Origin of the sequence: Yoonia vestfoldensis DSM 16212 (assembly GCF_000382265.1) — a bacterium.
GTDB classification, from domain to species: Bacteria; Pseudomonadota; Alphaproteobacteria; order Rhodobacterales; family Rhodobacteraceae; genus Yoonia; species Yoonia vestfoldensis.
In genome coordinates this window covers 21,434-44,937 of sequence record NZ_KB907994.1, presented here as the reverse complement: position 1 = coordinate 44,937, position 23,504 = coordinate 21,434, and the positions used below count along the sequence as shown (strand labels likewise).

The 23,504-nt window shown below is 61.8% G+C and carries 25 protein-coding genes; 10 read left to right on the top strand and 15 right to left on the bottom strand.

From position 1 onward, the window contains the following. Positions 1–1,094, bottom strand: a 1,094-nt coding sequence (gene tuf, locus H147_RS0117305) for an elongation factor Tu (RefSeq protein WP_026352648.1), incomplete at its 3' end; no start/stop codon positions are given. Positions 1,095–1,248: 154 nt separating this feature from the next. After that, complete coding sequence (locus H147_RS0117295; RefSeq protein ID WP_019956657.1) at positions 1,249–3,552, bottom strand: DNA topoisomerase IV subunit A; 2,304 nt, start codon at positions 3,550–3,552, stop codon at positions 1,249–1,251. A 97-nt stretch (positions 3,553–3,649) separates the two neighbouring features. On the opposite strand from H147_RS0117295, the gene H147_RS0117290 reads away from it, so the two are divergent. From H147_RS0117290 to H147_RS0117270, 5 genes are all read left to right on the top strand, one after another. Beyond that, positions 3,650–4,477 (top strand): SDR family NAD(P)-dependent oxidoreductase, encoded by an 828-nt coding sequence (locus H147_RS0117290; protein WP_019956656.1) that lies wholly within the window; start codon positions 3,650–3,652, stop codon positions 4,475–4,477. A 60-nt stretch (positions 4,478–4,537) separates the two neighbouring features. Next, complete coding sequence (locus H147_RS0117285; RefSeq protein ID WP_019956655.1) at positions 4,538–4,744, top strand: twin transmembrane helix small protein; 207 nt, start codon at positions 4,538–4,540, stop codon at positions 4,742–4,744. A 4-nt stretch (positions 4,745–4,748) separates the two neighbouring features. Further along, the gene (locus H147_RS0117280; RefSeq protein ID WP_019956654.1) at positions 4,749–5,321 is read left to right on the top strand and encodes a cob(I)yrinic acid a,c-diamide adenosyltransferase; all 573 of its coding nucleotides are present in this window, start codon (positions 4,749–4,751) and stop codon (positions 5,319–5,321) included. A gap of 153 nt (positions 5,322–5,474) precedes the next feature. Next, on the top strand, positions 5,475–6,233 hold the full coding sequence (locus H147_RS0117275) for an electron transfer flavoprotein subunit beta/FixA family protein (RefSeq protein ID WP_026352646.1): 759 nt from the start codon (positions 5,475–5,477) through the stop codon (positions 6,231–6,233). Then, the gene (locus tag H147_RS0117270) at positions 6,233–7,159 is read left to right on the top strand and encodes an FAD-binding protein (protein ID WP_019956652.1); all 927 of its coding nucleotides are present in this window, start codon (positions 6,233–6,235) and stop codon (positions 7,157–7,159) included. Before H147_RS0117275 ends, H147_RS0117270 begins: the two co-directional genes overlap by 1 nt. Before the next feature lie 55 nt (positions 7,160–7,214). On the opposite strand, the gene H147_RS0117265 is transcribed toward H147_RS0117270, so the two are convergent. Then, positions 7,215–8,063 (bottom strand): DUF6473 family protein, encoded by an 849-nt coding sequence (locus H147_RS0117265; protein WP_311135628.1) that lies wholly within the window; start codon positions 8,061–8,063, stop codon positions 7,215–7,217. Between the two features lie 153 nt (positions 8,064–8,216). Here H147_RS0117265 and H147_RS0117260 point away from each other — a divergent pair, with 153 nt between their 5' ends. Next, positions 8,217–9,092 (top strand): 3-hydroxybutyryl-CoA dehydrogenase, encoded by an 876-nt coding sequence (locus H147_RS0117260; protein WP_019956650.1) that lies wholly within the window; start codon positions 8,217–8,219, stop codon positions 9,090–9,092. 75 nt (positions 9,093–9,167) lie between these two features. Here H147_RS0117260 and H147_RS0117255 read toward each other — a convergent pair whose 3' ends face one another. Genes H147_RS0117255 through H147_RS0117230 form a run of 6 tightly spaced genes read right to left on the bottom strand, consistent with a single transcriptional unit; the run spans position 9,168 to position 13,598 of the window. Then, positions 9,168–9,437 (bottom strand): HPr family phosphocarrier protein, encoded by a 270-nt coding sequence (locus H147_RS0117255; protein ID WP_019956649.1) that lies wholly within the window; start codon positions 9,435–9,437, stop codon positions 9,168–9,170. After that, entirely contained in the window at positions 9,434–9,829 is a 396-nt protein-coding gene (locus tag H147_RS0117250; RefSeq protein WP_019956648.1) for a PTS sugar transporter subunit IIA, read from the bottom strand. Before H147_RS0117250 ends, H147_RS0117255 begins: the two co-directional genes overlap by 4 nt. Continuing rightward, positions 9,826–10,728 (bottom strand): RNase adapter RapZ, encoded by a 903-nt coding sequence (rapZ, locus tag H147_RS20030; protein WP_019956647.1) that lies wholly within the window; start codon positions 10,726–10,728, stop codon positions 9,826–9,828. Before rapZ ends, H147_RS0117250 begins: the two co-directional genes overlap by 4 nt. Beyond that, the gene (locus H147_RS0117240) at positions 10,725–11,150 is read right to left on the bottom strand and encodes an HPr kinase/phosphorylase (protein WP_019956646.1); all 426 of its coding nucleotides are present in this window, start codon (positions 11,148–11,150) and stop codon (positions 10,725–10,727) included. Before H147_RS0117240 ends, rapZ begins: the two co-directional genes overlap by 4 nt. Positions 11,151–11,159: 9 nt before the next feature. Further along, entirely contained in the window at positions 11,160–12,893 is a 1,734-nt protein-coding gene (locus H147_RS0117235; protein WP_019956645.1) for a sensor histidine kinase, read from the bottom strand. Positions 12,894–12,896: 3 nt separating this feature from the next. After that, a complete protein-coding gene (locus H147_RS0117230) occupies positions 12,897–13,598 on the bottom strand; it encodes a response regulator transcription factor (RefSeq protein ID WP_019956644.1) in 702 nt (233 codons plus the stop codon). Positions 13,599–13,894: 296 nt separating this feature from the next. Here H147_RS0117230 and H147_RS0117225 point away from each other — a divergent pair, with 296 nt between their 5' ends. Both H147_RS0117225 and H147_RS0117220 read left to right on the top strand, forming a co-directional pair. Continuing rightward, positions 13,895–15,493 carry a phosphoenolpyruvate carboxykinase gene (locus H147_RS0117225; protein WP_019956643.1) on the top strand — a complete coding sequence of 533 codons (1,599 nt, stop codon included), beginning with the start codon at positions 13,895–13,897 and terminating at the stop codon, positions 15,491–15,493. A 71-nt stretch (positions 15,494–15,564) separates the two neighbouring features. After that, positions 15,565–16,098 carry a DUF3859 domain-containing protein gene (locus H147_RS0117220; RefSeq protein ID WP_019956642.1) on the top strand — a complete coding sequence of 178 codons (534 nt, stop codon included), beginning with the start codon at positions 15,565–15,567 and terminating at the stop codon, positions 16,096–16,098. Here the strand turns inward: H147_RS0117220 and H147_RS0117215 are convergent. Next, positions 16,095–16,865: a sulfite exporter TauE/SafE family protein gene (locus tag H147_RS0117215; protein ID WP_019956641.1), complete on the bottom strand. Its 771-nt coding sequence runs from the start codon at positions 16,863–16,865 to the stop codon at positions 16,095–16,097. The genes H147_RS0117220 and H147_RS0117215 overlap by 4 nt on opposite strands. Positions 16,866–17,012: 147 nt before the next feature. Between H147_RS0117215 and H147_RS0117210 the strand changes: the two genes are divergently transcribed. After that, a complete protein-coding gene (locus tag H147_RS0117210) occupies positions 17,013–18,698 on the top strand; it encodes an acyl-CoA dehydrogenase family protein (protein ID WP_019956640.1) in 1,686 nt (561 codons plus the stop codon). A gap of 54 nt (positions 18,699–18,752) precedes the next feature. Beyond that, positions 18,753–19,772 carry an NAD-dependent epimerase/dehydratase family protein gene (locus H147_RS0117205; protein WP_019956639.1) on the top strand — a complete coding sequence of 340 codons (1,020 nt, stop codon included), beginning with the start codon at positions 18,753–18,755 and terminating at the stop codon, positions 19,770–19,772. On the opposite strand, the gene recO is transcribed toward H147_RS0117205, so the two are convergent. The 5 genes from recO to lepB all read right to left on the bottom strand — a co-directional run bounded on the left by recO (position 19,769) and on the right by lepB (position 23,473). Further along, positions 19,769–20,500 carry a DNA repair protein RecO gene (gene recO, locus H147_RS0117200; RefSeq protein ID WP_019956638.1) on the bottom strand — a complete coding sequence of 244 codons (732 nt, stop codon included), beginning with the start codon at positions 20,498–20,500 and terminating at the stop codon, positions 19,769–19,771. The genes H147_RS0117205 and recO overlap by 4 nt on opposite strands. A 222-nt stretch (positions 20,501–20,722) precedes the next feature. Beyond that, positions 20,723–21,049 (bottom strand): DUF1491 family protein, encoded by a 327-nt coding sequence (locus H147_RS0117195; RefSeq protein ID WP_019956637.1) that lies wholly within the window; start codon positions 21,047–21,049, stop codon positions 20,723–20,725. After that, a complete protein-coding gene (era, locus tag H147_RS0117190; RefSeq protein WP_019956636.1) occupies positions 21,046–21,963 on the bottom strand; it encodes a GTPase Era in 918 nt (305 codons plus the stop codon). The genes H147_RS0117195 and era overlap by 4 nt, the downstream gene beginning before the upstream one ends. Continuing rightward, positions 21,960–22,640, bottom strand: a complete 681-nt coding sequence (rnc, locus tag H147_RS0117185; protein WP_019956635.1) for a ribonuclease III — start codon at positions 22,638–22,640, stop codon at positions 21,960–21,962. Before rnc ends, era begins: the two co-directional genes overlap by 4 nt. Beyond that, entirely contained in the window at positions 22,637–23,473 is an 837-nt protein-coding gene (gene lepB / locus H147_RS0117180; RefSeq protein ID WP_019956634.1) for a signal peptidase I, read from the bottom strand. The genes rnc and lepB overlap by 4 nt, the downstream gene beginning before the upstream one ends. Positions 23,474–23,504: the final 31 nt, after the last annotated feature.

Genomic DNA, 23,504 nt, shown 5'->3' with positions numbered 1-23,504 from the left:
GCGATCGGTGCGATCAGCTCGACTTCGAACTTCAGGTTGTCGCCCGGCATCACCATTTCGGTGCCTTCAGGCAGCACAACCGTGCCGGTCACGTCCGTCGTGCGGAAGTAGAACTGCGGGCGGTAGTTCGCGAAGAACGGCGTGTGACGGCCGCCTTCTTCCTTGGTCAGGATATAGGCCTCGGCTTCGAACTTGGTGTGTGGTTTGACCGAACCGGGCTTGCACAGCACCTGGCCGCGCTCCACACCTTCACGGTCCACACCGCGCAGCAGCGCGCCGATGTTGTCGCCAGCCTGGCCGCTGTCCAGCAGTTTGCGGAACATTTCCACGCCCGTGCAGATGGTTTTCTTGGTGTCGCGGATCCCGACGATCTCGATCTCGTCGCCGACGTTGACCACACCGCGTTCCACGCGACCGGTCACGACCGTACCACGGCCGGAGATCGAGAACACGTCCTCGATCGGCATCAGGAACGGCAGGTCGACGGCGCGGGCCGGTGTCGGGATGTATTCGTCGACAGCCGCGATCAGCTTGCGGATCGATTCCTCGCCGATGTCTGGCCGGGTGCCGTTCATCGCATGCAGGGCCGAGCCGGGGATGATCGGAATATCGTCGCCGGGATAGTCGTATTTGGACAGCAGTTCGCGGATTTCCATCTCGACCAGTTCGAGCAGTTCGGCGTCATCCACCTGGTCGACCTTGTTCATGTAGACGACCATGTAGGGAATGCCGACCTGACGGCCCAGCAGGATGTGCTCGCGCGTCTGCGGCATCGGGCCGTCAGCGGCGTTCACCACCAGGATCGCGCCGTCCATCTGCGCGGCACCGGTGATCATGTTCTTCACATAGTCCGCGTGGCCGGGGCAGTCGACGTGGGCATAGTGACGGGATTCGGATTCGTATTCGACATGCGCGGTCGAGATCGTGATGCCGCGGGCCTTTTCTTCGGGCGCGCCATCGATCTGGTCGTAGGCACGGAAGTCGCCGAAATACTTCGTGATCGCCGCCGTCAGCGTCGTCTTGCCGTGGTCAACATGCCCGATCGTGCCGATGTTCACGTGCGGCTTGTTACGTTCAAACTTTGCCTTTGCCATTCTTCAGGACCTTAATTTCAGAGGGGCCGACGCGACCCGTTTCAACATCGCGGGCGATGTATTGGGAAACGGACGGGAAATCAAGCGCAATGCGGCCTGTGCCGTGCTTTTGACTTTCAGGCCTCCGGCGGGGATATTTGAACTCGGAAGATGATCAGGTGAAACGGTTGTCCCGCGGGAAGCCGCGTGGCGCCATCCGCCCGGCGGTGGCGCGTTTGCCGATCCATTCCTCGAGGTCGGTTTGCGTACGCGTGCGCCCCGCGGGATCAAGCCATGTCAGCCCGTCCGCCAGCGTGAATGTCGTGGCATCCGACAGCCCGCCGTCCTTGTATTTTTGCAGGCGCACGCCTTTGCCACGAGTCATTTCGGGTAACTCGTCGATGCCAAAGACCAGCACTTTACGGTTTTCGCCCACCACGGCGACATGATCGCCGGTGATGCGCTTGCACAGCCGCGCGGTGCTGTCGCCAAGGTTGAGAACCTGTTTGCCTGCGCGGGTCTGGGCCACCACCTCGGTCTCGGGTACGACAAAGCCGTTGCCGTCGGCAGAGGCTATCAGCAGCTTTTCACCCGGTTTGTGGATCAGGATGTCGATGATTTCCGCCTCGTTCGGCAGGTCGATCATCAGGCGCAGAGGCTCGCCCATGCCACGCCCGCCCGGCAGGTTGGCGGCAGAGACCGTGTAGAACCGCCCATTGGCACCGAAGACCAGCAATTTGTCGGTGGTTTCGGCGTGAAAGGTGAAACGGGCGGCGTCGCCGTCCTTGAATTTCAAGTCGCGGGTCAGGTCGATATGGCCGGTCATCGCGCGCACCCAGCCCATTTGCGAACAAACGACGGTGATGGGTTCGCGGTCGATCATCGCCTCGATCGGGACATCGGCCACATCGGCGGCCAGCGCGAATTGCGTGCGCCGCACGCCACCGGGGCTGGAGCGGCCGAATTGTTTGCGGGTTTCGCGCAATTCATCCGCGATGCGCGCCCATTGCAGCGCCTCGTCAGCCAAAAGCGCGACGATGGCCTTGCGTTCGGCGGCAAGCGCGTCGCGTTCGGCGATCAGTTCGAGTTCTTCCAGACGTCGCAACGACCGCAGGCGCATGTTCAGGATCGCCTCGGCCTGCACTTCGGTCAGGGCGATTTCGGGGTCCGTGGCTTTTGGCCCGACATAATCCTTTTCGGATGTCGCGCGGATGTGCGGATGCGCCCAATCCTCGGCCATCAGGGCGGATTTGGGGTCGTCGTCGTAGCGGATGATGTCGATCACCCGGTCCAGATGCAGGAAGGCGATGATGAAGCCTTCGAGCACTTCAAGCCGGTGGTCGATCTTGCCCAGGCGGTGACGCGAGCGGCGCTGGAGCACGTCGCGGCGGTGGTCCAGAAAGGCGCGCAGCACCTCTTTCAGCGAACAGACCTTGGGCGTCAGCCCGTCGATCAGCACGTTCATGTTCAGGCTGAACCGGATTTCGAGATCGGAATTGCGAAACAGCATGCCCATCAGCATTTCGGGATCGACGGTTTTGGAACGCGGTTCCAGCACGACGCGCACATCCTCGGCGGATTCGTCGCGCACGTCAGCCAGCAGGGGCACCTTCTTGGTCTGGATCACCTCGGCCAGTTTCTCGATCAGTTTCGACTTCTGCACCTGATAGGGGATCTCGGTCACGACGATCTGCCACTGGCCGCGGCCCAGATCCTCGACCTCCCATTTGGCGCGCAAGCGGAACGACCCGCGCCCTGTGCGATACGCTTCGGCCATGTTCTCGGGCGGCTCGACGATCACGCCGCCGGTGGGGAAATCGGGGCCGAGGATATGGGTCAGCAGGCTGTCATCCGCTGCACCGGGCGATTTGATCAGATGCAGGCAGGCGTCAATCAGTTCGTGCAGGTTATGCGGCGGGATATTCGTGGCCATGCCGACGGCGATGCCGCTGGACCCGTTGGCCAAGAGGTTGGGGAAACTGGCGGGCAGGACGCTGGGTTCGGTCAGGCGGCCATCGTAATTGTCGCGAAAATCGACGGCATCCTCGGACAGACCTTCGAGCAGCGCCTCGGCGGCGGCGGTCATGCGCGCCTCGGTGTAACGAGAGGCGGCGGGGTTGTCGCCGTCGATATTGCCAAAGTTCCCCTGCCCGTCCACCAGCGGATAGCGGACGTTGAAATCCTGCGCGAGACGCGCCATCGCATCATAGATCGCGGCATCGCCGTGGGGGTGGAAATCGCCCATCGTGTCGCCGCTGATCTTGGCGGATTTCAGGAAACCGCCAGTCGGCGACAACCGCAGCCGCGACATCGCATAAAGGATACGGCGGTGGACCGGTTTCAGCCCGTCGCGCGCATCGGGCAGCGCGCGGTGCATGATCGTGGACAGCGCATAGGTCAGATAGCGGTCGCCGATCGCGCTGCGCAGCGATTCGGTCACGTCATTGGGGCCGGGGGCGGTCTCGTTCTCATCATTCATGTTCTGTCGTGTAGCGATCAAGGATTCACCCGTAAAGCGGGGAAATGGGGATGCGGGGCCGCTTGCCCTTTCGTCCGGCATTCGTCAAAGCTGCGCCATGGTGCAGAAATCCATCCTGATCACAGGTGCCTCTTCGGGTATCGGGCTTGACGCGGCGCAGGGCTTGCGGGCTGCGGGCTGGCGTGTGTTCGCGTCCTGCCGCAAGGCCGAGGATTGCGCGCGGCTGGCGGGGCTCGGCTTCGAGAGCCCGCGCATCGACTATACCGACGAGGCCAGCATCGCCGCAGGTCTGGCCGAGGTGCTGGCGGCGACAGGCGGCACGCTCGATGCGCTGTTCAACAACGGTGCCCATGCGCTGCCCGGTGCGGTCGAGGACCTGCCCGTCGACGGATTGCGCGCCTTGTTCGAGACGAACTTCTTCGGCTGGCACGCGCTGACCCGCGCGGTCATCCCCGTGATGCGCGCGCAGGGACACGGGCGGATCGTGAATTGTTCGTCCGTGCTCGGGCTGGTCGCGATCCGGTGGCGTGGCGCCTATGTCGCCAGCAAATTCGCGCTCGAAGGGTTGAGCGATGTGCTGCGGCTGGAAATGGCGGGCACCGGGATCAAGGTGATCCTGATCGAACCCGGACCGATCACGTCGGACATCCGCAAGAATGCGATCCCGCATTTCGAACGCTGGATCGACTGGAAAGCATCCGCACGGTCCGGTGAATATGAAACGCTCCTGTCGCGGCTTTACACTGACAGCGGACCAGATCGGTTCGAGCTGCCCGCCAGCGCCGTGACCGCGAAGCTGTTGCATGCGGTAACGGCGGCCAATCCGAAACCGCGCTATTATGTCACGCGACCCACCTATCTGGCGGGGCTGATGCGGCGGATGCTGCCGACGCGATTGCTTGATGCGGTGCTGTTGCGCGGATAGGGGTTTGCCAACAGGTCAGGCGGCGCTAGGTCGCGCTGACAAGATCAAAGGAAGACACTCATGGCCAACGACCCTCTTTTCTGGCTGGTCGCCGTTGCGGTGCTGCTGGTGCTGGGCATCCTGCTCCTTGGAATCGGGTCCTTCGGCAAAGGCGGCGAATTTTATCGCAAGAACGCCAACAAGATCATGCGCTGGCGGATCGGCGCGCAATTCGTCGCGGTGATCCTGATTGTGCTATTCGTTTATCTGCGCGGACAAGGGGGCTGACCACATGGTGGTGCTGAACAAGATCTATACGAAAACCGGCGACGCAGGCGAAACGGCGCTGGGCAACGGCGACCGCGTGGCGAAATACGCGTTGCGGGTGAATGCCTATGGCACGGTTGATGAAACCAACGCCACTGTCGGCATGGCGCGCCTGCATGCGACCGGCGAAATGGACACCCATCTCGCGATGATCCAGAACGACCTGTTCGATCTGGGCGCGGACCTGTGCCGCCCCGACATGGAAAAGGATGGCGAGGCTGGCTATACCGTGCTGCGGATGAGCGATGCACAGGTCGCGCGGCTGGAAAGCCAGATCGACGCGATGACCGGCAAGGTCGAACCGCTGCGCAGTTTCGTGTTGCCGGGCGGGTCGGCGCTGGCGGCGCATCTGCATCTCTGCCGGACAGTGTCACGCCGCGCGGAACGGCTGACGGTGGAACTGGCACGCGCCGAGGCGGTCAATCCGGCGGCGGCGAAATACCTCAACCGGCTGTCGGACTGGTTCTTTCAGGCGTCGCGCATCGCCAATGACGACGGGCGTGCCGATGTGCTGTGGATTCCGGGGGCGAACCGCTGACGTAGGGTGGGTTCAAACCCACCTGACTTGACGTTCGCGTCAAGAACGTGGCGTCCCTGACACCTGCCGCGTCGATTTTGCACTGTCGCCACCGGGCTGCAGCCGCTAACTACTGCATCAGACCGCATGAAGAATTCTATGGGAGAAACGCAGATGAAGGTGCTCGTACCTGTCAAGCGCGTGATCGACTATAACGTGAAGGTCCGCGTCAAGGCGGATGGTTCCGGTGTCGATCTTGCCAATGTCAAAATGTCCATGAACCCTTTCGACGAAATCGCCGTCGAAGAGGCGATCCGCCTGCGCGAAGCCGGCAAGGTCGAAGAGGTCGTGGCCGTGTCCATCGGCGTCAAGCAAGCGCAGGAAACGCTGCGCACCGCGCTTGCGATGGGGGCCGACCGCGCCATTCTGGTCGTGGCCAGTGAAGACGTGCATCAGGATATCGAGCCTTTGGCCGTCGCAAAAATCCTTGCTGCGATCGTCAAGGAAGAAAACCCCGGTCTGGTGCTTTGTGGCAAGCAGGCGATCGACAACGACATGAACGCGACGGGGCAGATGCTGTCCGCACTGCTAGGCTGGTCACAGGCGACCTTTGCATCGGACGTCAGCATCGACGGCGATCATGCGACCGTGACACGCGAAGTCGACGGCGGCCTGCAGACCATCAAGGTCAAGATGCCGACGATCATCAGCGTCGATCTGCGCCTGAACGAACCGCGCTATGCGTCGTTGCCGAACATCATGAAGGCCAAGAAAAAGCCCTTGGATGAAAAGACGCCTGCCGATTACGGCGTCGATGTCACGCCGCGGCTCAACGTCGTCAAAACTGTCGAACCGGGCACGCGCAAGGCGGGTATCATCGTGAAATCCGTGGACGAACTGGTTGCGAAACTCAAAGAAGCGGGGGCTGTGTAATGGCTGTTCTTTTACTTGCAGACGTGACCAATGGGGCGCTGGCGACCGATGCCGTGGCCAAGGCCCTTGCGGCGGTTGTCCCGCTGGGTGACGTGCACGTGCTGGTCGCAGGACAGGGCGGCGATGCCGCCGCCGCAGAAGCAGCGACCCTGACCGGCGTCAGCAAGGTGCTGTTCGCGCCCGATCACGGGTTTTGCCATACGCTGGCTGAACCTGTCGCCGATCTGATCGTCGGGATGGGCGCGGATTACACCCATATCGCTGCGGCAGGCACTTCGGATGCAAAAAACGTGCTGCCCCGCGTCGCCGCCTTGCTGGATGTGATGATGATCTCCGAAGTCGTCACCGTGATCGATGCAGAGACGTTCGAGCGCCCGATCTACGCGGGCAACGCGATCCAGACCGTGACCTCGTCCGACAAGGTCAAGGTGATGACGATCCGCACCGCCGGGTTCGAAGCTGTGGCGGCAGGCAACGCGGCACCCGTCGAAACAATCGGCACGGCGGCCAGCACCGGCCTGTCCGAATGGGTCGAGGACAAGGTCGCAGCCTCTGACCGGCCGGAACTGACGTCGGCGGGCGTCGTTGTGTCGGGCGGGCGCGGGCTGGGTTCGCAGGCCGATTTCGCCCTGATCGAGAAACTGGCGGACAAGCTGGGTGCGGCTGTCGGTGCGTCGCGCGCCGCCGTGGACAGCGGCTATGCGCCGAACGACTGGCAGGTCGGGCAGACCGGCAAGGTCGTCGCGCCCAATCTTTATGTCGCCGTGGGCATTTCCGGTGCGATCCAGCACCTTGCCGGGATGAAGGACAGCAAGATCATCGTCGCCATCAACAAGGACGAGGAAGCCCCGATTTTTCAGGTCGCCGATTACGGCCTTGTCGCTGATCTGTTCGACGCCCTGCCGGAACTGACCAGCAAGCTTTGATACGGCGGAAGCCTGATCAAGAAAGGGTCGGCAGCGATGCCGGCCCTTTTGCCGTTCAGATCTTGAACATCTCGTCGCGCAAGGCGGTAATCAATTTTGCAGCGGCTTCGGCATGGCACCGCACGCCCAGCATTTCCGCAGCGATGGATTTCTGCGATGGCGGGTAGTGCATGCCCATGGTGCCCTGTCCAAGAGCGAGCTCTGACGGATTGGCCACAACCACCGTCCTGACCAAGGGCCGCAATGTATCGATCATTGTGGCCGTGACGAACAATGGATCGGTCTGGAGCTGCCCCGGCCGTGCAGCCCAGTCGGTATCGTCCAGCGGTTCATCGGAAAACCAAAGCAACATGCTGTGCGGACCGATCTGCCGCAGCATGTTCTGCATCCGGGCAAGCCAGGCCTGGCGCAATTCATGCACGACGATGTCGAACCTTTCCGGCGAAATCTCGAACAGGCGGCCGAGCAGGTGACGGGTGAATGAAAATTCGGTGAAATCCACCTCTGGATAGATGGCTTGCAGGACGGTGGATGCGCGCAGAAACCTGTCGTTGCGGCGCGGATGCACGGAATAAAACCGGTTCGACAGGTTGTTTGCCCCCAACACCTGCACCACCGTCATATCGGCAGCGTGACATATTTCCATGATCGTCGGGTCGTTGACAAAGGCATCAATGCCGCCGTTCACGCAGCCGAAATTCACGCAGATCTGCCGCAAGGCTGTTTCAACCAACGACGGAAACGGTTTTTCGATGAATTTACCATAGGTTTCAGTGCCGCCGATGAACGCGATATAGGGTCGATCAAGCGGCTTGCGCGGTCCCCGGAACAGGATCCGCGAATTGCCATAACGACATGGCGCATAGGACAGATCGCCCATATCAATCGATTCTTGCCGCATCATCGGTCCCGGTGCTGTCATTTCACCCGGAGATTCGCGCAATTGTTTTGCCAAATCGCTAATGATCGGATTTCAGACAAATTTGCTGCATCTGTCCGGCTTGAAGCCTGCCCATGCAGCGGCCTATGGTACGGCGGAACCTGTAAAGGAAAAGTCATGGCGATCGAACGTGTGGGAATTGTGGGCGCGGGTCAGATGGGCAACGGCATTGCTCATGTGTTTGCCGTCGCGGGCTATGACGTGTTGCTGACGGATATCAGCGCCGATGCACTGGCAGCCGCCCTTGCCCAGATCGACCGCAACCTTGAACGGCAGGTTACGCGCGACATCATCACCGCCGATACCAAGGCGCAGGCGATGCGCCGGATCGCGTCCACCCAGACGCTGACAGATCTGGGCGACAGCGACCTGATCATCGAGGCCGCGACCGAACGCGAAACGATCAAGGCCGCGATTTTCGAGGATCTCGTGCCGCATCTGAAACCGCACACGATCCTGACGTCGAACACCTCGTCGATCTCGATCACGCGGCTGGCGTCGCGCACCGACAGGCCCGAACGATTCATGGGGTTCCATTTCATGAACCCCGTGCCGATCATGCAACTGGTCGAATTGATCCGCGGGATCGCCACCGACGAACCCACCTTCCGCGCCTGTCAGGAGGTCGTGGAAAAGCTGGGCAAGACCAGCACCGCATCAGAGGATTTCCCCGGTTTCATCGTCAACCGCATCCTGATGCCGATGATCAACGAGGCCATCTATACCCTATATGAAGGCGTGGGATCGGTGCAGTCCATCGACACATCGCTGAAACTGGGGGCGAACCATCCGATGGGGCCGCTGGAACTGGCGGATTTCATCGGGTTGGATACCTGCCTCGCGATCATGAACGTGCTGCATGACGGGCTGGCCGATACCAAATACCGCCCCTGCCCCTTGCTGACGAAATATGTCGAGGCAGGCTGGCTGGGCCGCAAGACACAGCGCGGGTTCTATGATTACCGCGGCGAGACACCGGTGCCGACGCGCTGAGCCGCGCGGTTCCAGAAAAGATTCTATGCCTCCGGCGGGGATATTTGGGCTCGAAAGATGACTGGTTTTAGGCGGTCAGTCGCCTTCGCCGAACTTGTCCGCGACAAGTGCTGTGATCGCCGCCAGCAGCGGTTCCGCGTCCGGCCCACGGGTTTCGACCTCGATATAGGTGCCGATGGACGCGGCAAGCATCAACAGACCCATGATGCTGTCGCCGCTGGCGGTTTCGCCATCCTTGCGCACGGTAGCCTCAGCGTCGAAACCTTCGACGACCTCGACCAGCTTGGCAGAGGCGCGGGCGTGCAGGCCCTTGATATTCTCGATCTTCAGGACTGCTGTCGTCATTCGGACATGCCGCCGTTGTGGCTGTTGATGTATTTATGCGCCGCCGCAATCGCCGCCTCGGCGGCATCGGGCACCGACCGTTTGCGCGATTTGGCGAGCTTGATCAGCATCGGCAGATTCGCCCCGTAAAGGATCTTGCGATTGGCCGGACTGCAGGCGCGCAGCGACAGGTTCGACGGTGATCCGCCGAACATGTCGGTCACGATGATCACGCCCGCGCCGGTATCGACGGCATCGGCGGCGTCGCAAATCTCGGCCTGTTTGAGGGCGCGGTCATCCTCTGGCCCGATAGCGACACTGACCATGCCGGGCTGACGCCCGACGACATGTTCAACGGCGGACAGGTATTCCTGCGCCAGACCGCCATGCGCGACGATGACTATCCCGATCAAGCCTGTCGTTCCTTGCTGACCAATGTATCGTGCCTTTCCAACTCTCGATGCCGTTTAGACACATGCCACCCGTCTTTCGCAAGGGCCTGTGCCATGCGTTCGACGATCATGACGGAACGGTGTTGCCCTCCGGTGCAGCCAAAGCCGATGGAAAGGTGGCTTTTGCCTTCGTCCTTGTGGGCGGGCAGGACCAGATCGATCAGCGCCTTCACCCGACCGAAGAAGTCTTCGAATCGCGGATCGGCGGCGACATAGGCCGCGACATCGGGGTCGCGCCCGTCTCGCGCGCGCAGATCGGCATCCCAATGCGGGTTGCGCAGGAACCGGCAATCCATGACGATATCCATGCCGCGCGGCAGCCCGCGTTTGTAGGAAAACGAATGCAGCGTGACCCCCAGATTGCGCCCCTCGGCAGTGGCGAACCAGCGGTCGATTTCGGCGCGCAGATCATGCGGCGACAGGCCTGTGGTGTCGATCAGCACATCGGCGCGGCTGCGCACGGGCACCAGCAGGTCGCGTTCGCGGGCGATCCCTGCGAGCGGCGGCCCAGCCGGGGCCAGCGGATGCCGCCTGCGGGTTTCGGAATAGCGTTTGACCAGCTCTTCCTCGGCGGCGTCCAGATAGAGGACCTGCATCACCTGATCGCTGCGCGCGGCCAGCTGGTCGATGGTCGCGATCAGCGCGTTCGTTCCGAAATCGCGGTTGCGCACATCAAGGCCAAGCGCCAGCGGGCGGCTGGGCGGCGGGCCATCGAGCAGGCGCGGCAAAAGCGAAAGGGGCAGGTTGTCGATGACCTCGTAGCCCAAATCCTCCAGCGCGTTGATCGCGGTGGACCGGCCTGCACCGGACGGCCCGGTCACAAGGACCGTGGTCGGCACTGTCCGGGAATCTTCGGTCATCGGTTGCTCCAGCCTGCCCTGAGGATCTGAACGATTATTGCGGCGAAATGTGGTCCGTCGATGCGTTTTATCAAGGGAATGTCGCAGCCACAGATCCGTGTCTTGATCAGCGCAGGTAGGCGCTGGTCCTCGGACTGGTCAAGATCGACGACAAGACTGACCTGCGCGCGCGCCTGGCAGGCCGCGTTCAGGATACCGGCGCCGCGCGCCTCGATCATTCCGACAATGGAGGGCGGACATTCCGCCAGCACTCCATCGCTGACCGGACGCAGCAGCACCCGGTCATCAGCCACCAGCGTGCAGCCCAGCGCCATCAACTGCAACGCGAGGGCGGATTTGCCACGGCCCGAGGCACCGATGATCAATGCGGACCCGTCGCCCCATGCCACACAGGTGCCGTGGCGCGTTTCGGGCTGTGTCATGGCGATCCCTTACAGTGGCAGACCGACGACAAATCTTGCCCCAGCAGGTTCGGAGGTAGGATCGGCGTCGGTCGGGCGGATATTTTCAGCCCAGATCACGCCGCCATGCGCCTCGACGATCTGTTTCGATATGGCCAGCCCAAGACCCGAGTTGTTGCCGAACTGCCCGGCTGGCCGTTCCGAATAAAAGCGCTGGAAGATCTTGCGCAACGCATCATCGGGGATGCCCGGCCCGGTGTCTTCCACGACGACAAGCACGCGGTTTTCGCGGGTACGGGTCCAGACGCGGATCGCATCCCCCTTTTCGCAGAACGAAATGGCGTTGCTGATCAGGTTGACAAAGACCTGCGCCAACCGCCCTTCGAGTCCTTGCACCATGATCGGCGTGCGGGGCACGTCCGCCACGAATTCGATGCCGCGCGCTTCGGCATCCTTGCCAAGATAATCGTTCACGTTCCGCAGCATGTTGATCAGATCGAAGGTCTCTTCGTCCTCCTTGACCAGTTCACTGTCCAGCCGCGACGCGTTGGAAATGTCGCTGACCAGACGGTCGAGGCGTTTGACGTCATGTTCGATCACCTCGAGCATGCGTTCGCGCTGGTCGTCACGTTTGGCAATCCGCATCGTGCCGACAGCAGACCGCAAGGATGCCAGCGGATTCTTGATTTCATGCGCGACATCGGCGGCAAATTGTTCGTTGCTTTCGATCCGTTCGTAAAGCGCCGATACCATGCCGCGCAACGCCCCTGACAAGCGGCCGATCTCGTCGGGGCGCGCTGTCAGGTCGGGGATCCGCACGCGGACGGGCGACATCTTGCGCGCGTTCTTCTGGTGGCTCGCTTCGGCGGCTGTCGCAAGATCAGCAAGCGGGTTCGCGATCGTCGACGCCAGCACGAGGCTCAGCCCGATACTGACGGCGATACCGACGAACAGCAGGCGCAGCACCTCTTCGCGTTCGCGCCGGACAAGGTCGTCGACTTCGCCAGCGGCGGTGGCCGCTGCGATTACGCCGATGGGTTCATCGTTGCGCATGATCGGCGTAAAGACGACATAGATCGAGTTGCCCCCGACCTCGGTGATATTCAGTTGGGTGTCGCCCTGCATCGCCGCCGCGACCAGGGCGGGCGACACGGTGGCCAGCCCCTGCTGACCGGGCTCTGCCTCTGCCCGTTCGAAAAGTCCAAACAAACCGCCTGTCACAGATCCCAGAAAATCGGTCAGAAACGTCTGGCCGATCTGTTCGTTGAGTTCCGCGATCTCGTTTTCGGTCAAGGGGCCGGTCGTGCGTGCAACAAGCGTGGCGTCGGGCGCGAAGACCGACACCTCCAGACCACCGCGCAGGTTCAGGCCCGCGAGGGTCGCGGCGGGGTTGATTCCATCTGCAGTCACAAGATTGACGGGCGCAACGCTCGGCATCTGTGCTTCGAACACATCGGCAATCAGCTGGGCCTCGTAGACCAGACCGTTGGCGCGTTGAAACGCCAGACTGTCGCGCGCGGAGTTGAGATACAGCACCCCTGCGATCATGATGAACATGGCGATCAGGTTGAAGACAACGATCTTGCGCGCGATCGGGGATTTTCGCAGAGCGATGATCCCGCGTTTGGGTGCGTTGATATAAGTGGCGCTGTCGCGTGCCGTGTCCGGGTCGACCCAGTCTTCGCCCAAGACAAGATCGGGCGACAGCGCCGCCTTGCGCACGGACCGCAGGTCGCGCACGTCGATCTTTGGGGCAGAACTCATGCCCTATTCTTCGTTGTAACGGTAACCAATTCCATACAATGTCTCGATCGCGGAAAACTCGTCATCGGTGTTACGCATCTTTTTGCGCAGGCGCTTGATGTGGCTGTCGATCGTGCGGTCATCGACATAGACCTGATCGTCATAGGCCACATCCATCAACTGATCGCGGCTTTTGACAAAGCCCGGACGCTGCGCCAAGGCCTGCAGCAAGAGAAACTCTGTCACAGTCAACGACACGTCGCGGCCTTTCCATTTCACGGCGTGGCGCAGCGGGTCCATGACCAGATCACCGCGGACCATGATCTTGGTCTCTTCGGTTTCCTCGATCTCTTCGCCGGCGATGGCATCCTGCCGCCGCAACAGCGACCGGATGCGTTCCACCAGCAAACGCTGTGAAAACGGCTTTTTGACGTAATCGTCCGCGCCCATCCGCAGGCCGAGAACTTCGTCGATCTCGTCATCCTTGGAGGTCAGGAAAATGACTGGCATCGAGGTTTTCTGCCGCAGCCGCTGCAACAGGTCCATGCCATCCATCCGGGGCATCTTGATATCCAGAACTGCCATGTCCGGCATGCGTTTGTTGAATGCGTCCCACGCCGCTTGACCGTCATTGTAGGTCTCGACCTCGAACCCTTCCGCTTCCAGCGTCATCGCCACAGAGGTCAGGATATTGCGGTCGTCGTCAACCAGAGCGATTCTCGACATGGGTGTCTTACCTCTATTCATTTCACGTGGACTCTTAACAACTACATGATTTGCCGCCCTTTATCTAGGCGAATCAATCCCCAAAGAGTCCTCCGCCACAAATTCGCCGCAATCGGTTCAATTTTGCACCGCCGATCCGCCATGCCGGATGCTTCGAGGGACGTAGGGTCGCAATGGTTGCGCTAACATGCATTTGGTTGCGCTAACGCCCGTTCCTCCCTCTATCAAGGCATGAAAACTTGATGATATGGAAACCTATGTTTGGCTAGATTGCCCTTTTGAAAAGGAACGAACCCATGGACCAAGGTACGGTCAACCCCACGATGAAGCTTGAAGATCAAGGCATCACAGGGCTGGGTTTTGTGTATTACAACAGCTCTGCCTCGGAATTGCACGATGCGGCCATCGCGGCTGGCGAAGGCGTCACGGGCAAGGGCGGAAGCCTGCTTGTGACGACAGGCAAGCATACGGGCCGGTCGCCCAAGGACAAATTCGTCGTGCGCACCCCGTCCGTCGAAGACAGCATCTGGTGGGACAACAACGCCCCGATGGACCCGGCGAAGTTCGACCTGCTTTATGCCGACATGCTGGCCCACATGCAGGGCGGGACCTATCACGTGCAGGACCTGTTCGGCGGTGCCGACCCCGCACACCGGCTGGATGTGCGTGTCGTGACCGAGCTTGCGTGGCATGGGCTGTTCATCCGGCACCTGCTGCGCCGTCCGGATGCAACAGAACTGGCAGGATTCACCCCGGAATTCACGATCATCAATTGCCCGACCTTCAAGGCAGATCCCGCGCGCCACGGTTGCCGGACCGATACGGTGATTGCGCTGAATTTGGACCGCAAGCTGATCCTGATCGGGGGCACCGAATACGCGGGCGAGAACAAGAAATCGGTGTTCACCCTGCTGAACTACCTTTTGCCCGAAAAAGGCATCATGCCGATGCATTGCAGCGCCAACCATGCACCCGGCAACCCTGTCGACACGGCAGTGTTTTTTGGCCTGTCGGGCACCGGAAAGACGACGCTGTCCGCCGACCCCAGCCGCGTGCTGATCGGGGATGACGAACATGGCTGGTCGGATCGCGGCACCTTCAACTTTGAGGGCGGCTGCTATGCCAAGACCATCAACCTCAGCGCCGAGGCAGAACCGGACATCTATGCGACATGCTTTATGCCGCATACGGTGATCGAGAACATGGTGTTCGACCCCGAGACGTTCGAGCTGGATTTCGAGGATGACAGCCTGACCGCGAATATGCGCTGCGCCTATCCGCTGAATTACATCTCGAACGCGTCTGAAACGGCACTGGGCGGGCACCCCAAGAACATCATCATGCTGACCTGCGATGCCTTCGGCGTGCTGCCGCCCATCGCGCGGCTGACACCGGCGCAAGCGATGTACCACTTCCTGTCGGGCTTCACGTCCAAGGTGGCGGGAACCGAACGCGGCGTGACCGAACCGGAACCGACCTTCAGCACCTGTTTCGGCGCGCCCTTCATGCCGCGCAGGCCAGAGGTTTACGGCAACCTGCTGCGCACCAAGATCGCAAGCCATGGGGCCACCTGCTGGCTGGTGAACACCGGCTGGACCGGCGGCGCCTATGGCACCGGCAGCCGGATGCCGATCAAGGCGACGCGCGCGCTGCTGGCAGCGGCGCTGGACGGCACGCTGATCGAAAGCACCTTCCGCAAAGACCCGCATTTCGGGTTCGAAGTGCCGGTGGCAGTGGACGGTCTGGACCCCAAACTGCTCGACCCGCGCGCGACATGGGCGGACAAGGCCGCCTATGACGCGCAGGCAGCCAAGCTTGTCGGCATGTTCAGCGACAATTTCGCGAAATACGTGCCGTTCATTGATGACGACGTGAAGGCGGCGGCAATCGGCTGACAGGCGTCGGGAGAACCTGTTCCAGCCCCGCGCAATCTCGACATTGGCGCAGGACGCGTTATGGTTGCGCCATGCGCATCCTGTCCCTCCTCGTTCTGCTGACGACCCCCCCGCTTTTCGCCCTGGCGCAGGCCATGCAGTCCGAGGCTCTTGCCTCTTTGCGCGCGGGCGTCGTCTGCGGGCCGCCGGTGATTGGGTCGTCACCTGCGCCGGACACGATCGCCGGTAGCACGCATCTCATAGATCAGACCCCGCCCTTCATCGCCGAGATCACACAGGTGCCTGCGGTGATCGGGATCGGCTTTGGCGTAAAGGCCCAAATGCTCGACCCCGACGGGTTGGCCGGCGTCACGATGGTCGTGACACATCCGCCGATGGGCGCGGCCGGGATCACGCAGCAAAGCTATCCATCGTGGATCAGTGGGACAGAGCCGTCCATCATATTCTATCAGTTCGACGAGGATTACGAACGCGTCACCGGCACGTGGACGTTCACGGCGGTCGTCGCCGATCAGGAGCTTTTCTCTGTCGACTTCGAGGTCGTCCCGCCAGAGGCGCTGCCCGGTCTGGCCGAGGCTTGCGGTTACAGCGATCTGCTGTCCTAGCCCATCACGCCGCGGCGGATCAGGTTCACCCCCGCGATCACCAGCACCCAGAGCGTGACCTGCCGGAACCTGTCGGCATCAAAACGGTCGCCCAGCCGGAACCCGACCCACATACCCAGCATCCCCGGCACCACCAGCGCCGCCGAAAACGGCCATGTCTGTGCATTCAGGACACCCGATTGCACATGGCCCAGAAACAGCATCACCGACCCCAAACCATAGATTACGCCCTGCACCGACATCTGCCGGTCACGCGGTGTGCCAAGCGCCAGCAGATACAGCACTGTAGGCGGCCCCCATGTGCCGGTCAGCCCGCCAAGGACACCCGACACGATCCCTGCGAAATATTCGACCGGACGCCGCATCCGCGCGGCGATGACCGGACGCCAGCCCGCGATCTGGATCAGGCACAGGATCACCACAGGCACGCCCAGCACGATGAACAGCGTATCCGTCGGGATGCGCCGTAGGAATTGCGCCGAGACAAGGATCATCACGCAGACTGCCGCGATATAGCGCCAGTGTTCCAACACCGCCTCGCGCGCTTGTCCCAGACCCGCGCGCGCGACTTGCAGGATATTGCTGACCACGATCGGCAGGACGATCCCCGCGATGATCAGTTCGGGCGCGATGGCTATACCCATCCCCGACACCATGATCAGCGGCATGGCGAAACCGACCGCGCCCTTCACGAACCCGCCAAGGAACGTGACGACACAAGCGAAGATGAACAATTCAGGCGTGATGACAGCGAAAAAATGTGACATGCTGCGTCATATGCCGTTCCGCGACGCTTGGCATCAGAAAATCGGAAGCGACATTTTCATTCACTAGTGTCGCAGTCTGCGAATTAATATTGCGCTGCGGCTGCAAAGTGCCTATCTCTGCACCTGCACATAAACCGGAGACTCGCCATGCCCCATGACGGACAGGACCTGCATCTGACCTCAAGCCCGATCCTTGCCGATCTGCTGGACCTGACCGGCGCAGCCTTGCCTGCCGTCGATACGGTGCTGGCGCTGGCCAAGGATATCGTGCGCGCCAAAGTCAGCCGCGATGGCCGCGTTTCCGGCGCGCTGATTGACCAGCATCAGACGGCGGCACACGGCTTGGCGTGGCTTGCGACCTATGCGCAATCCTTGCACCAAATGCAGGACTGGGCGCAGCGTTTGCAAGCGGACGGCAAATTCGGCGAGGTGGAACAGCTGATCCACCAGATCGCATTCGGCGAATACCTTTGGCAGATCTACGGCGGCATCCCGATGAGCCAGGGTGAAATCATGCGCCCGCAAGATATCGGCCTGTCGCAGGACGACATGCGCGCGATGATGGTGCCCGCCGTGATGACGCTTTGCGACCAAGGCAACACGCAGGCCGCGCGGATGCGTCTGGTAGAGCTGATGCAGGATCAGGCGGCAAACCTGACGGTCGGCGCATCCGGCCTTGATGAAGAGCTGGAGATGATCCGCGCGCAGTTCCGGCGTTTCAGCCTCGAAAAGGTGGAACCCCATGCGCATGACTGGCATCTGAAGGACGAATTGATCCCGCTGTCGATCATCGACGAGATGGCGGAAATGGGCGTGTTCGGCCTGACCATCCCCGAAGAATATGGCGGTTTTGGCCTATCCAAAGCGTCAATGTGCGTGGTGTCCGAAGAACTCTCGCGCGGCTATATCGGTGTGGGGTCACTGGCCACACGCACCGAAATCGCGGCTGAACTGATCCTTTGCGGCGGCACCGACGCGCAGAAACAGCACTGGCTGCCCGGCCTTGCCTCAGCCGAAATCCTGCCGACCGCCGTTTTCACCGAACCCAATACGGGGTCCGACCTTGGGTCCTTGCGCACCCGGGCGGTCAAAAAGGGCGATGATTGGGAAATCACCGGCAACAAGACATGGATCACCCATGCCACGCGCACCCATGTGATGACCCTGCTGGCGCGCACCGATCCGGCAACCACCGATTACAGCGGGTTGTCGATGTTTCTGGCCGAAAAGACCCCCGGCACCGAAGAAGACCCCTTTCCTAACCCAGGCATGACCGGTGGCGAGATCGAGGTGCTGGGTTATCGCGGAATGAAGGAATACGAACTCGCCTTCGACGGGTTCATGGTCAAGGGTGACAACCTTTTAGGCGGTGAAACGGGCAAGGGGTTCAAGCAGTTGATGCAGACCTTTGAATCCGCCCGCATCCAGACCGCCGCGCGCGCCGTGGGTGTGGCGCAATCGGCGCTGGATGTGGGCATGCAATATGCGCAGGACCGCAAGCAATTCGGCGCGGCGCTGATCAACTTCCCCCGCGTTGCAGGCAAGCTGGCCATGATGGCGGTGGAAATCACCATCGCACGGCAACTGACCTATTTCAGCGCCCATGAAAAAGACAACGACCGCCGCTGCGATCTGGAAGCGGGCATGGCCAAGCTTTTGGGCGCGCGGGTGGCTTGGGCCTGTGCCGATAATGCGCTGCAAATCCACGGCGGTAACGGCTTTGCGTTGGAATACAAGATCAGCCGTATCCTGTGCGATGCCCGCATCCTGAATATCTTTGAAGGGGCGGCAGAAATTCAGGCTCAGGTGATCGCGCGGCGCTTGCTGGGATAGCTTGCCGGACGGGTCTGCCCTTGGTAATGACCCGCCGAAACAAAGGAACCCGCAATGCCCAAGATCGTCCTGCTGACGGGTGCCTCTGGCTATATCGCCAAACACATCGCATTGCAGTTGCTGCAAGCGGGCTATCATGTGCGCGGGACGGTCCGTGACCTTGCACGCGGCGATGCCATCCGCGCGGCCCTTGCGCCCCATTTCGGCGATACCGACGTTGCGCTTGCTTTTGTGCAGGTCGATCTGACCCGCGATGACGGCTGGTCAGAGGCCTTGGCAGGGGTCGATGTGCTGGTCCATACGGCGTCCCCTTTTCCGATCACCCCGCCTGACAACCCCGACGACCTGATCCGCCCCGCCGTCGATGGCACGTTGCGCGCGTTGCGTGCAGCGCAGGCGGCGGGTGTCGCGCGCGTGGTGCTGACGTCCTCGACCGCTGCGATCAGCGGATCGGCCTTGCCACCGGGCGAGACAGCGTACGACGAAACCAACTGGACCGACCCCGCCGACCCAGACATCACGGCCTATACGAAATCCAAAACACTGGCCGAAAAGGCCGCGTGGGATTTTGTCGTGCAGGAGGCCGCAGACATGCGGCTGACGGTCATTAACCCCGGCTTTGTGGTCGGTGCGCCGCTTGACGCGCGCTATGGGAGTTCGGTCGGCGTCATCGCGCGGCTACTGCGGCGCAAGGACCCGATGCTGCCGAATTTCGGTTTTGCCGCCGTCGATGTGCAGGATGTGGCCGCATTGCATGTGACCGTCATCGACAAGCCCGACACCTATGGCCAGCGGATCATGGCCGTCGACCGTTTCATCTGGTTCACCGAGATGGCACAGGCGATCAAGGCCGCCTATCCCGCGCGCCGGATCGTGACACGGGTTGCGCCTGATTTCATCGTGCGCTTTCTCGCGCGTTTCGACCCCGCGATCCGCACGATCGTGCCGTCGCTAGGGCAGCAGGACAGATACGACAACGCCCGCGCGATGGCGACCTTGGGGCGCGGACTGCGGCAAGTGAACAAATCGGTCGTGGCGACGGCAGGCTATCTGATCGACAAAAAGCTGGTCTAGCGATCAAGCCGCAGGATCGCGTCGATCAGGCGCGCGCGGGCGGCAGGCATCGGGCGGTCGCCCAAGCCCTTGATCAGGCGGTTTTCGATGAAAAACCCCGTGGTACCCAGCGCCTTGGCAATCTCGGACCCCGACGCATCGCCTTTGCCCGCCAGCACGGGCGGCAAAGGCAGCAACCTGTCGGCCCAGACACCCGCCGCATCGCGGCTGACCGCGCGACCGGATTTCGGCGACACAAAGGCCAGATCCTCATTGACGCCGCTGGCCGCACAGGCGGTCAGGTCCATGCCGAACCCCATTTCCTCCAGCAGCGCCTGTTCCCAGCGCAAGTAAGCCAAAGGCCAGACATCGGGTTGGCCCAACAGATCGAGCAGGCCCGTGGTGCGGTGATAAAGCGGCGGGTGCGCCTCGCGTTCAGGCAGGACCATCACCAGCAAGGCGCAAACGGCGTTCAACCCCGCCAGCGACAGACGGTCCCCCATGGCTGCGGCATTGCGCGACCGGACAGGTTCCACCGTGAACGACCCCAGATGATCGTCGAGCCGCGCGGACCAAGTGACCGTCAACTGCGCCCCCGGTTGCAGCATCGGCGCGACCTTGCGGCTGGTCCCGCCGCGCACGACGCCTGCATGACGGCCATGCGCGGCGCTGAACACCTCGATGATGACCGAGGTTTCGCCAAAGGGGCGCACCGCCAGCAAGGCGGCGTCGTCACGCCAGGTGATCATGGGGCGATGTTAGCAATCATGGGGGAATATCAGCCGCTGACGGTCCAAGATGCAAGCAGGCAGAATCTGAGAGGCAAGGCGATGGGAAAATCGCCTTGCCTCTGCGTGATGTGACCGGCTTGAACGGTAGATCACCTAGCCAGATCATTGGCGGGGACACCGCAGACCTTCCTGCTGGGATAGGTTCGAAAAGTTAATAATTTCCAAACGTCCGCGCGGACGTCACGTCAAACCGTCCTGATCCAGCAGATGACGCCCGTCCTTGTCCTCGACCTCGATCACCCACAGGTCGGGGTCGAAACTGCGCTGGCGCTGGATGGACTGATCGACATCATGCTCGGCCCCTTCGGCCAGAACGACCCACGTGCGGTCGCCCGTCATCAGATCGAAACTGCGCTGATAACAACAGGCGCGCCCGTCGAGCGTGTTGAGCTTGACCATCACCGCCCCCGCCGTGGCATCGCCGCGCGCGACGACAAAGGCGGGAATCGCCGCCAGACGCAGCCTTGTCAGATAGGCCGACACCCAGATGTCGGCGGTCAATTTCATGCGTTGCCGTCTTTGAAATCCAGGCCCATTTCGGAATAGCGTTCCTTTTCTTCCAGCCAGTTCGGGCGCACTTTCACTTGCAGGAACAGATGTACCGGACGGCCCAGAAATTCCATGATCTCGGCACGGGCGGCTTGGCTGACGGCTTTGATCGTCTCGCCGCCCTTGCCCAGCACGATGCCTTTGTGGCCGTCGCGCGCAACATAGATCAGCTGGTCGATCCGCGCGGACCCGTCGGGGCGTTCTTCCCAATTCTCGGTCTCGACGGTCAGTTCATACGGCAGTTCCTGATGCAGCCGCAGGGTCAGCTTTTCGCGCGTCATTTCCGCCGCGATCATGCGCATCGGCAGATCGGCGATCTGGTCCTCGGGGTACAGCCACGGCCCTTCGGGCACCTGTTCCACAAGCCAGGCGCGCAGGGCGTCGCAACCATGCCCGCGTTCGGCGGAGATCATGAAGGTTTCGGCAAAGGGAAACGCCTCGTTCATGTCGCGGGTCAGGGCCAGCAGGCTTTCGGATTTGACCTTGTCGATCTTGTTGATCGCCAGCGCCACCTTGGTCTTGCCCATCCGGTCGGGCAGGTTGGCAAGGATCGCCTTGACGCCCTCGCTCATGCCGCGATGGGCCTCGATCATCAAAACGACGACATCGGCATCCGCAGCCCCGCCCCATGCCGCGGCGACCATCGCGCGGTCCAGCCTGCGACGCGGTTTGAACAGGCCCGGTGTGTCGATGAAAATCAGCTGCGCCTGCCCTGCCATCGCGACACCGCGAATGCGGGCGCGGGTGGTCTGGACCTTGTGGGTGACGATGGACACCTTGGCGCCGACCATCCGGTTCAGCAACGTCGATTTGCCCGCGTTCGGTTCCCCGATCAGGGCCACAAAGCCCGCTTTGGTCGGTGCGTCGGTCATGGGTCAACTTTCTTCAAAAGGGCGGCGGCGGCGGCTTGTTCCGCCTGCCGTTTCGACCCTGCGGTCGCTGTCTCGGTCTGGCCGGAGGCCAGTTGCACGGCAATGGTAAAGGCGGGCTGGTGGTCAGGTCCGGTGCGCGCCGTTTCGGTATAGGTGGGCGGGGCTTCGCCACGCGCCTGCGCCCATTCCTGCAAGGCGGTCTTGGCGTCGCGGGCGTCATCGGCGACATCGGTGATCCGCGCGCCCCACAAGTGCAGCACAACCTTGCGTGCGGCATCAAACCCGCCGTCCTGATAGATCGCGGCGATCACCGCCTCCATCGCATCGGCCAGCAGAGCTTCCTTGCGGCGGCCACCCGATTTCATCTCGGACCGGCCCAGCTTGATCACCGCGCCAAGGTCGATCTGGCGGGCGACATCGGCGCAGGTTTCGCGGCGCACCAGTGCGTTGTAGCGCGGGGCCAGCAACCCTTCGGGCGCGGAAGGATCGGCCTTCAGCAGCGCCTCGGCCATCACCAGACCCAGCACGCGGTCGCCCAGAAATTCAAGCCGCTGGTTGTCGTCGCGGTGGACGCTGACCATCGACGAATGGGTCACCGACCGCACCAGCAATTCCGGCTTGACGAAGTGATAGCCAAGACGTTGCGAAAAGGCGGCAAGATCGGCGGACAGTTTCACTCGATCGCCTTGAAGAAACGGTCGCTGCGCCATGTCCAGAAGGCCAGCATCGACCGGCCCGCGGACGAGAACAGCACACGGTCGGCACGGCCCACGATATCCTTGCGCGGCACAAAGCCGACACCGCCCAGCGTTTGCGGCACGCGGCTGTCGATGGAATTGTCGCGGTTGTCACCCATAAAGAAGAAGTGATCCGCAGGCACCGTGAACACGCCGGTGTTGTCGGTCGCACGGTCCGCAATGTTGAGGATGGCATGGCTCGTCCCGTCGGGCAGGGTTTCGATCTGGCGGGTCTTGATGCACTCCGCACCCATACCGACAGGCCCGTTGGCACACATGGGACGCCCGCCCATCGGGCCTTGTGGTTCCATGACCTCGGTGAAAGTGCCGCCATCTTCCAGCCCGACCGCCACATCGTTGATATAGAGCACACCGTCGATCATCTGGATACGGTCGCCCGGTTCACCGATCACGCGCTTGATGAAATCCAGCCCTGTGACCGGATGCCGGAAAACCACGACGTCGCCACGCTCAGGGTCGGACCCGAACAGGCGGTCGTCGCTGTCGGCAAACCAGCCGCAAAAATCATCCGCGCCGATGTCGAGACCCACCGCAGGCACACGGATCGACGGGCAGGACGCATAAGAATAGCCGTAGGCCATCTTGTTGACGAACAGGAAATCCCCGATCAGCAACGTGTCCTTCATCGACCCTGACGGGATCCAGAACGGTTGAAAGAACAGGGTGCGGAACACGCCCGCAATGATCAGCGCCCAAAAGATCGTCTTGATCGTCTCTTTCACGCTGCTGACAAAGCCCGTTTTTTCGGCCATTTTCCGTTCCTTTTAAGGTTTGACGCTACAT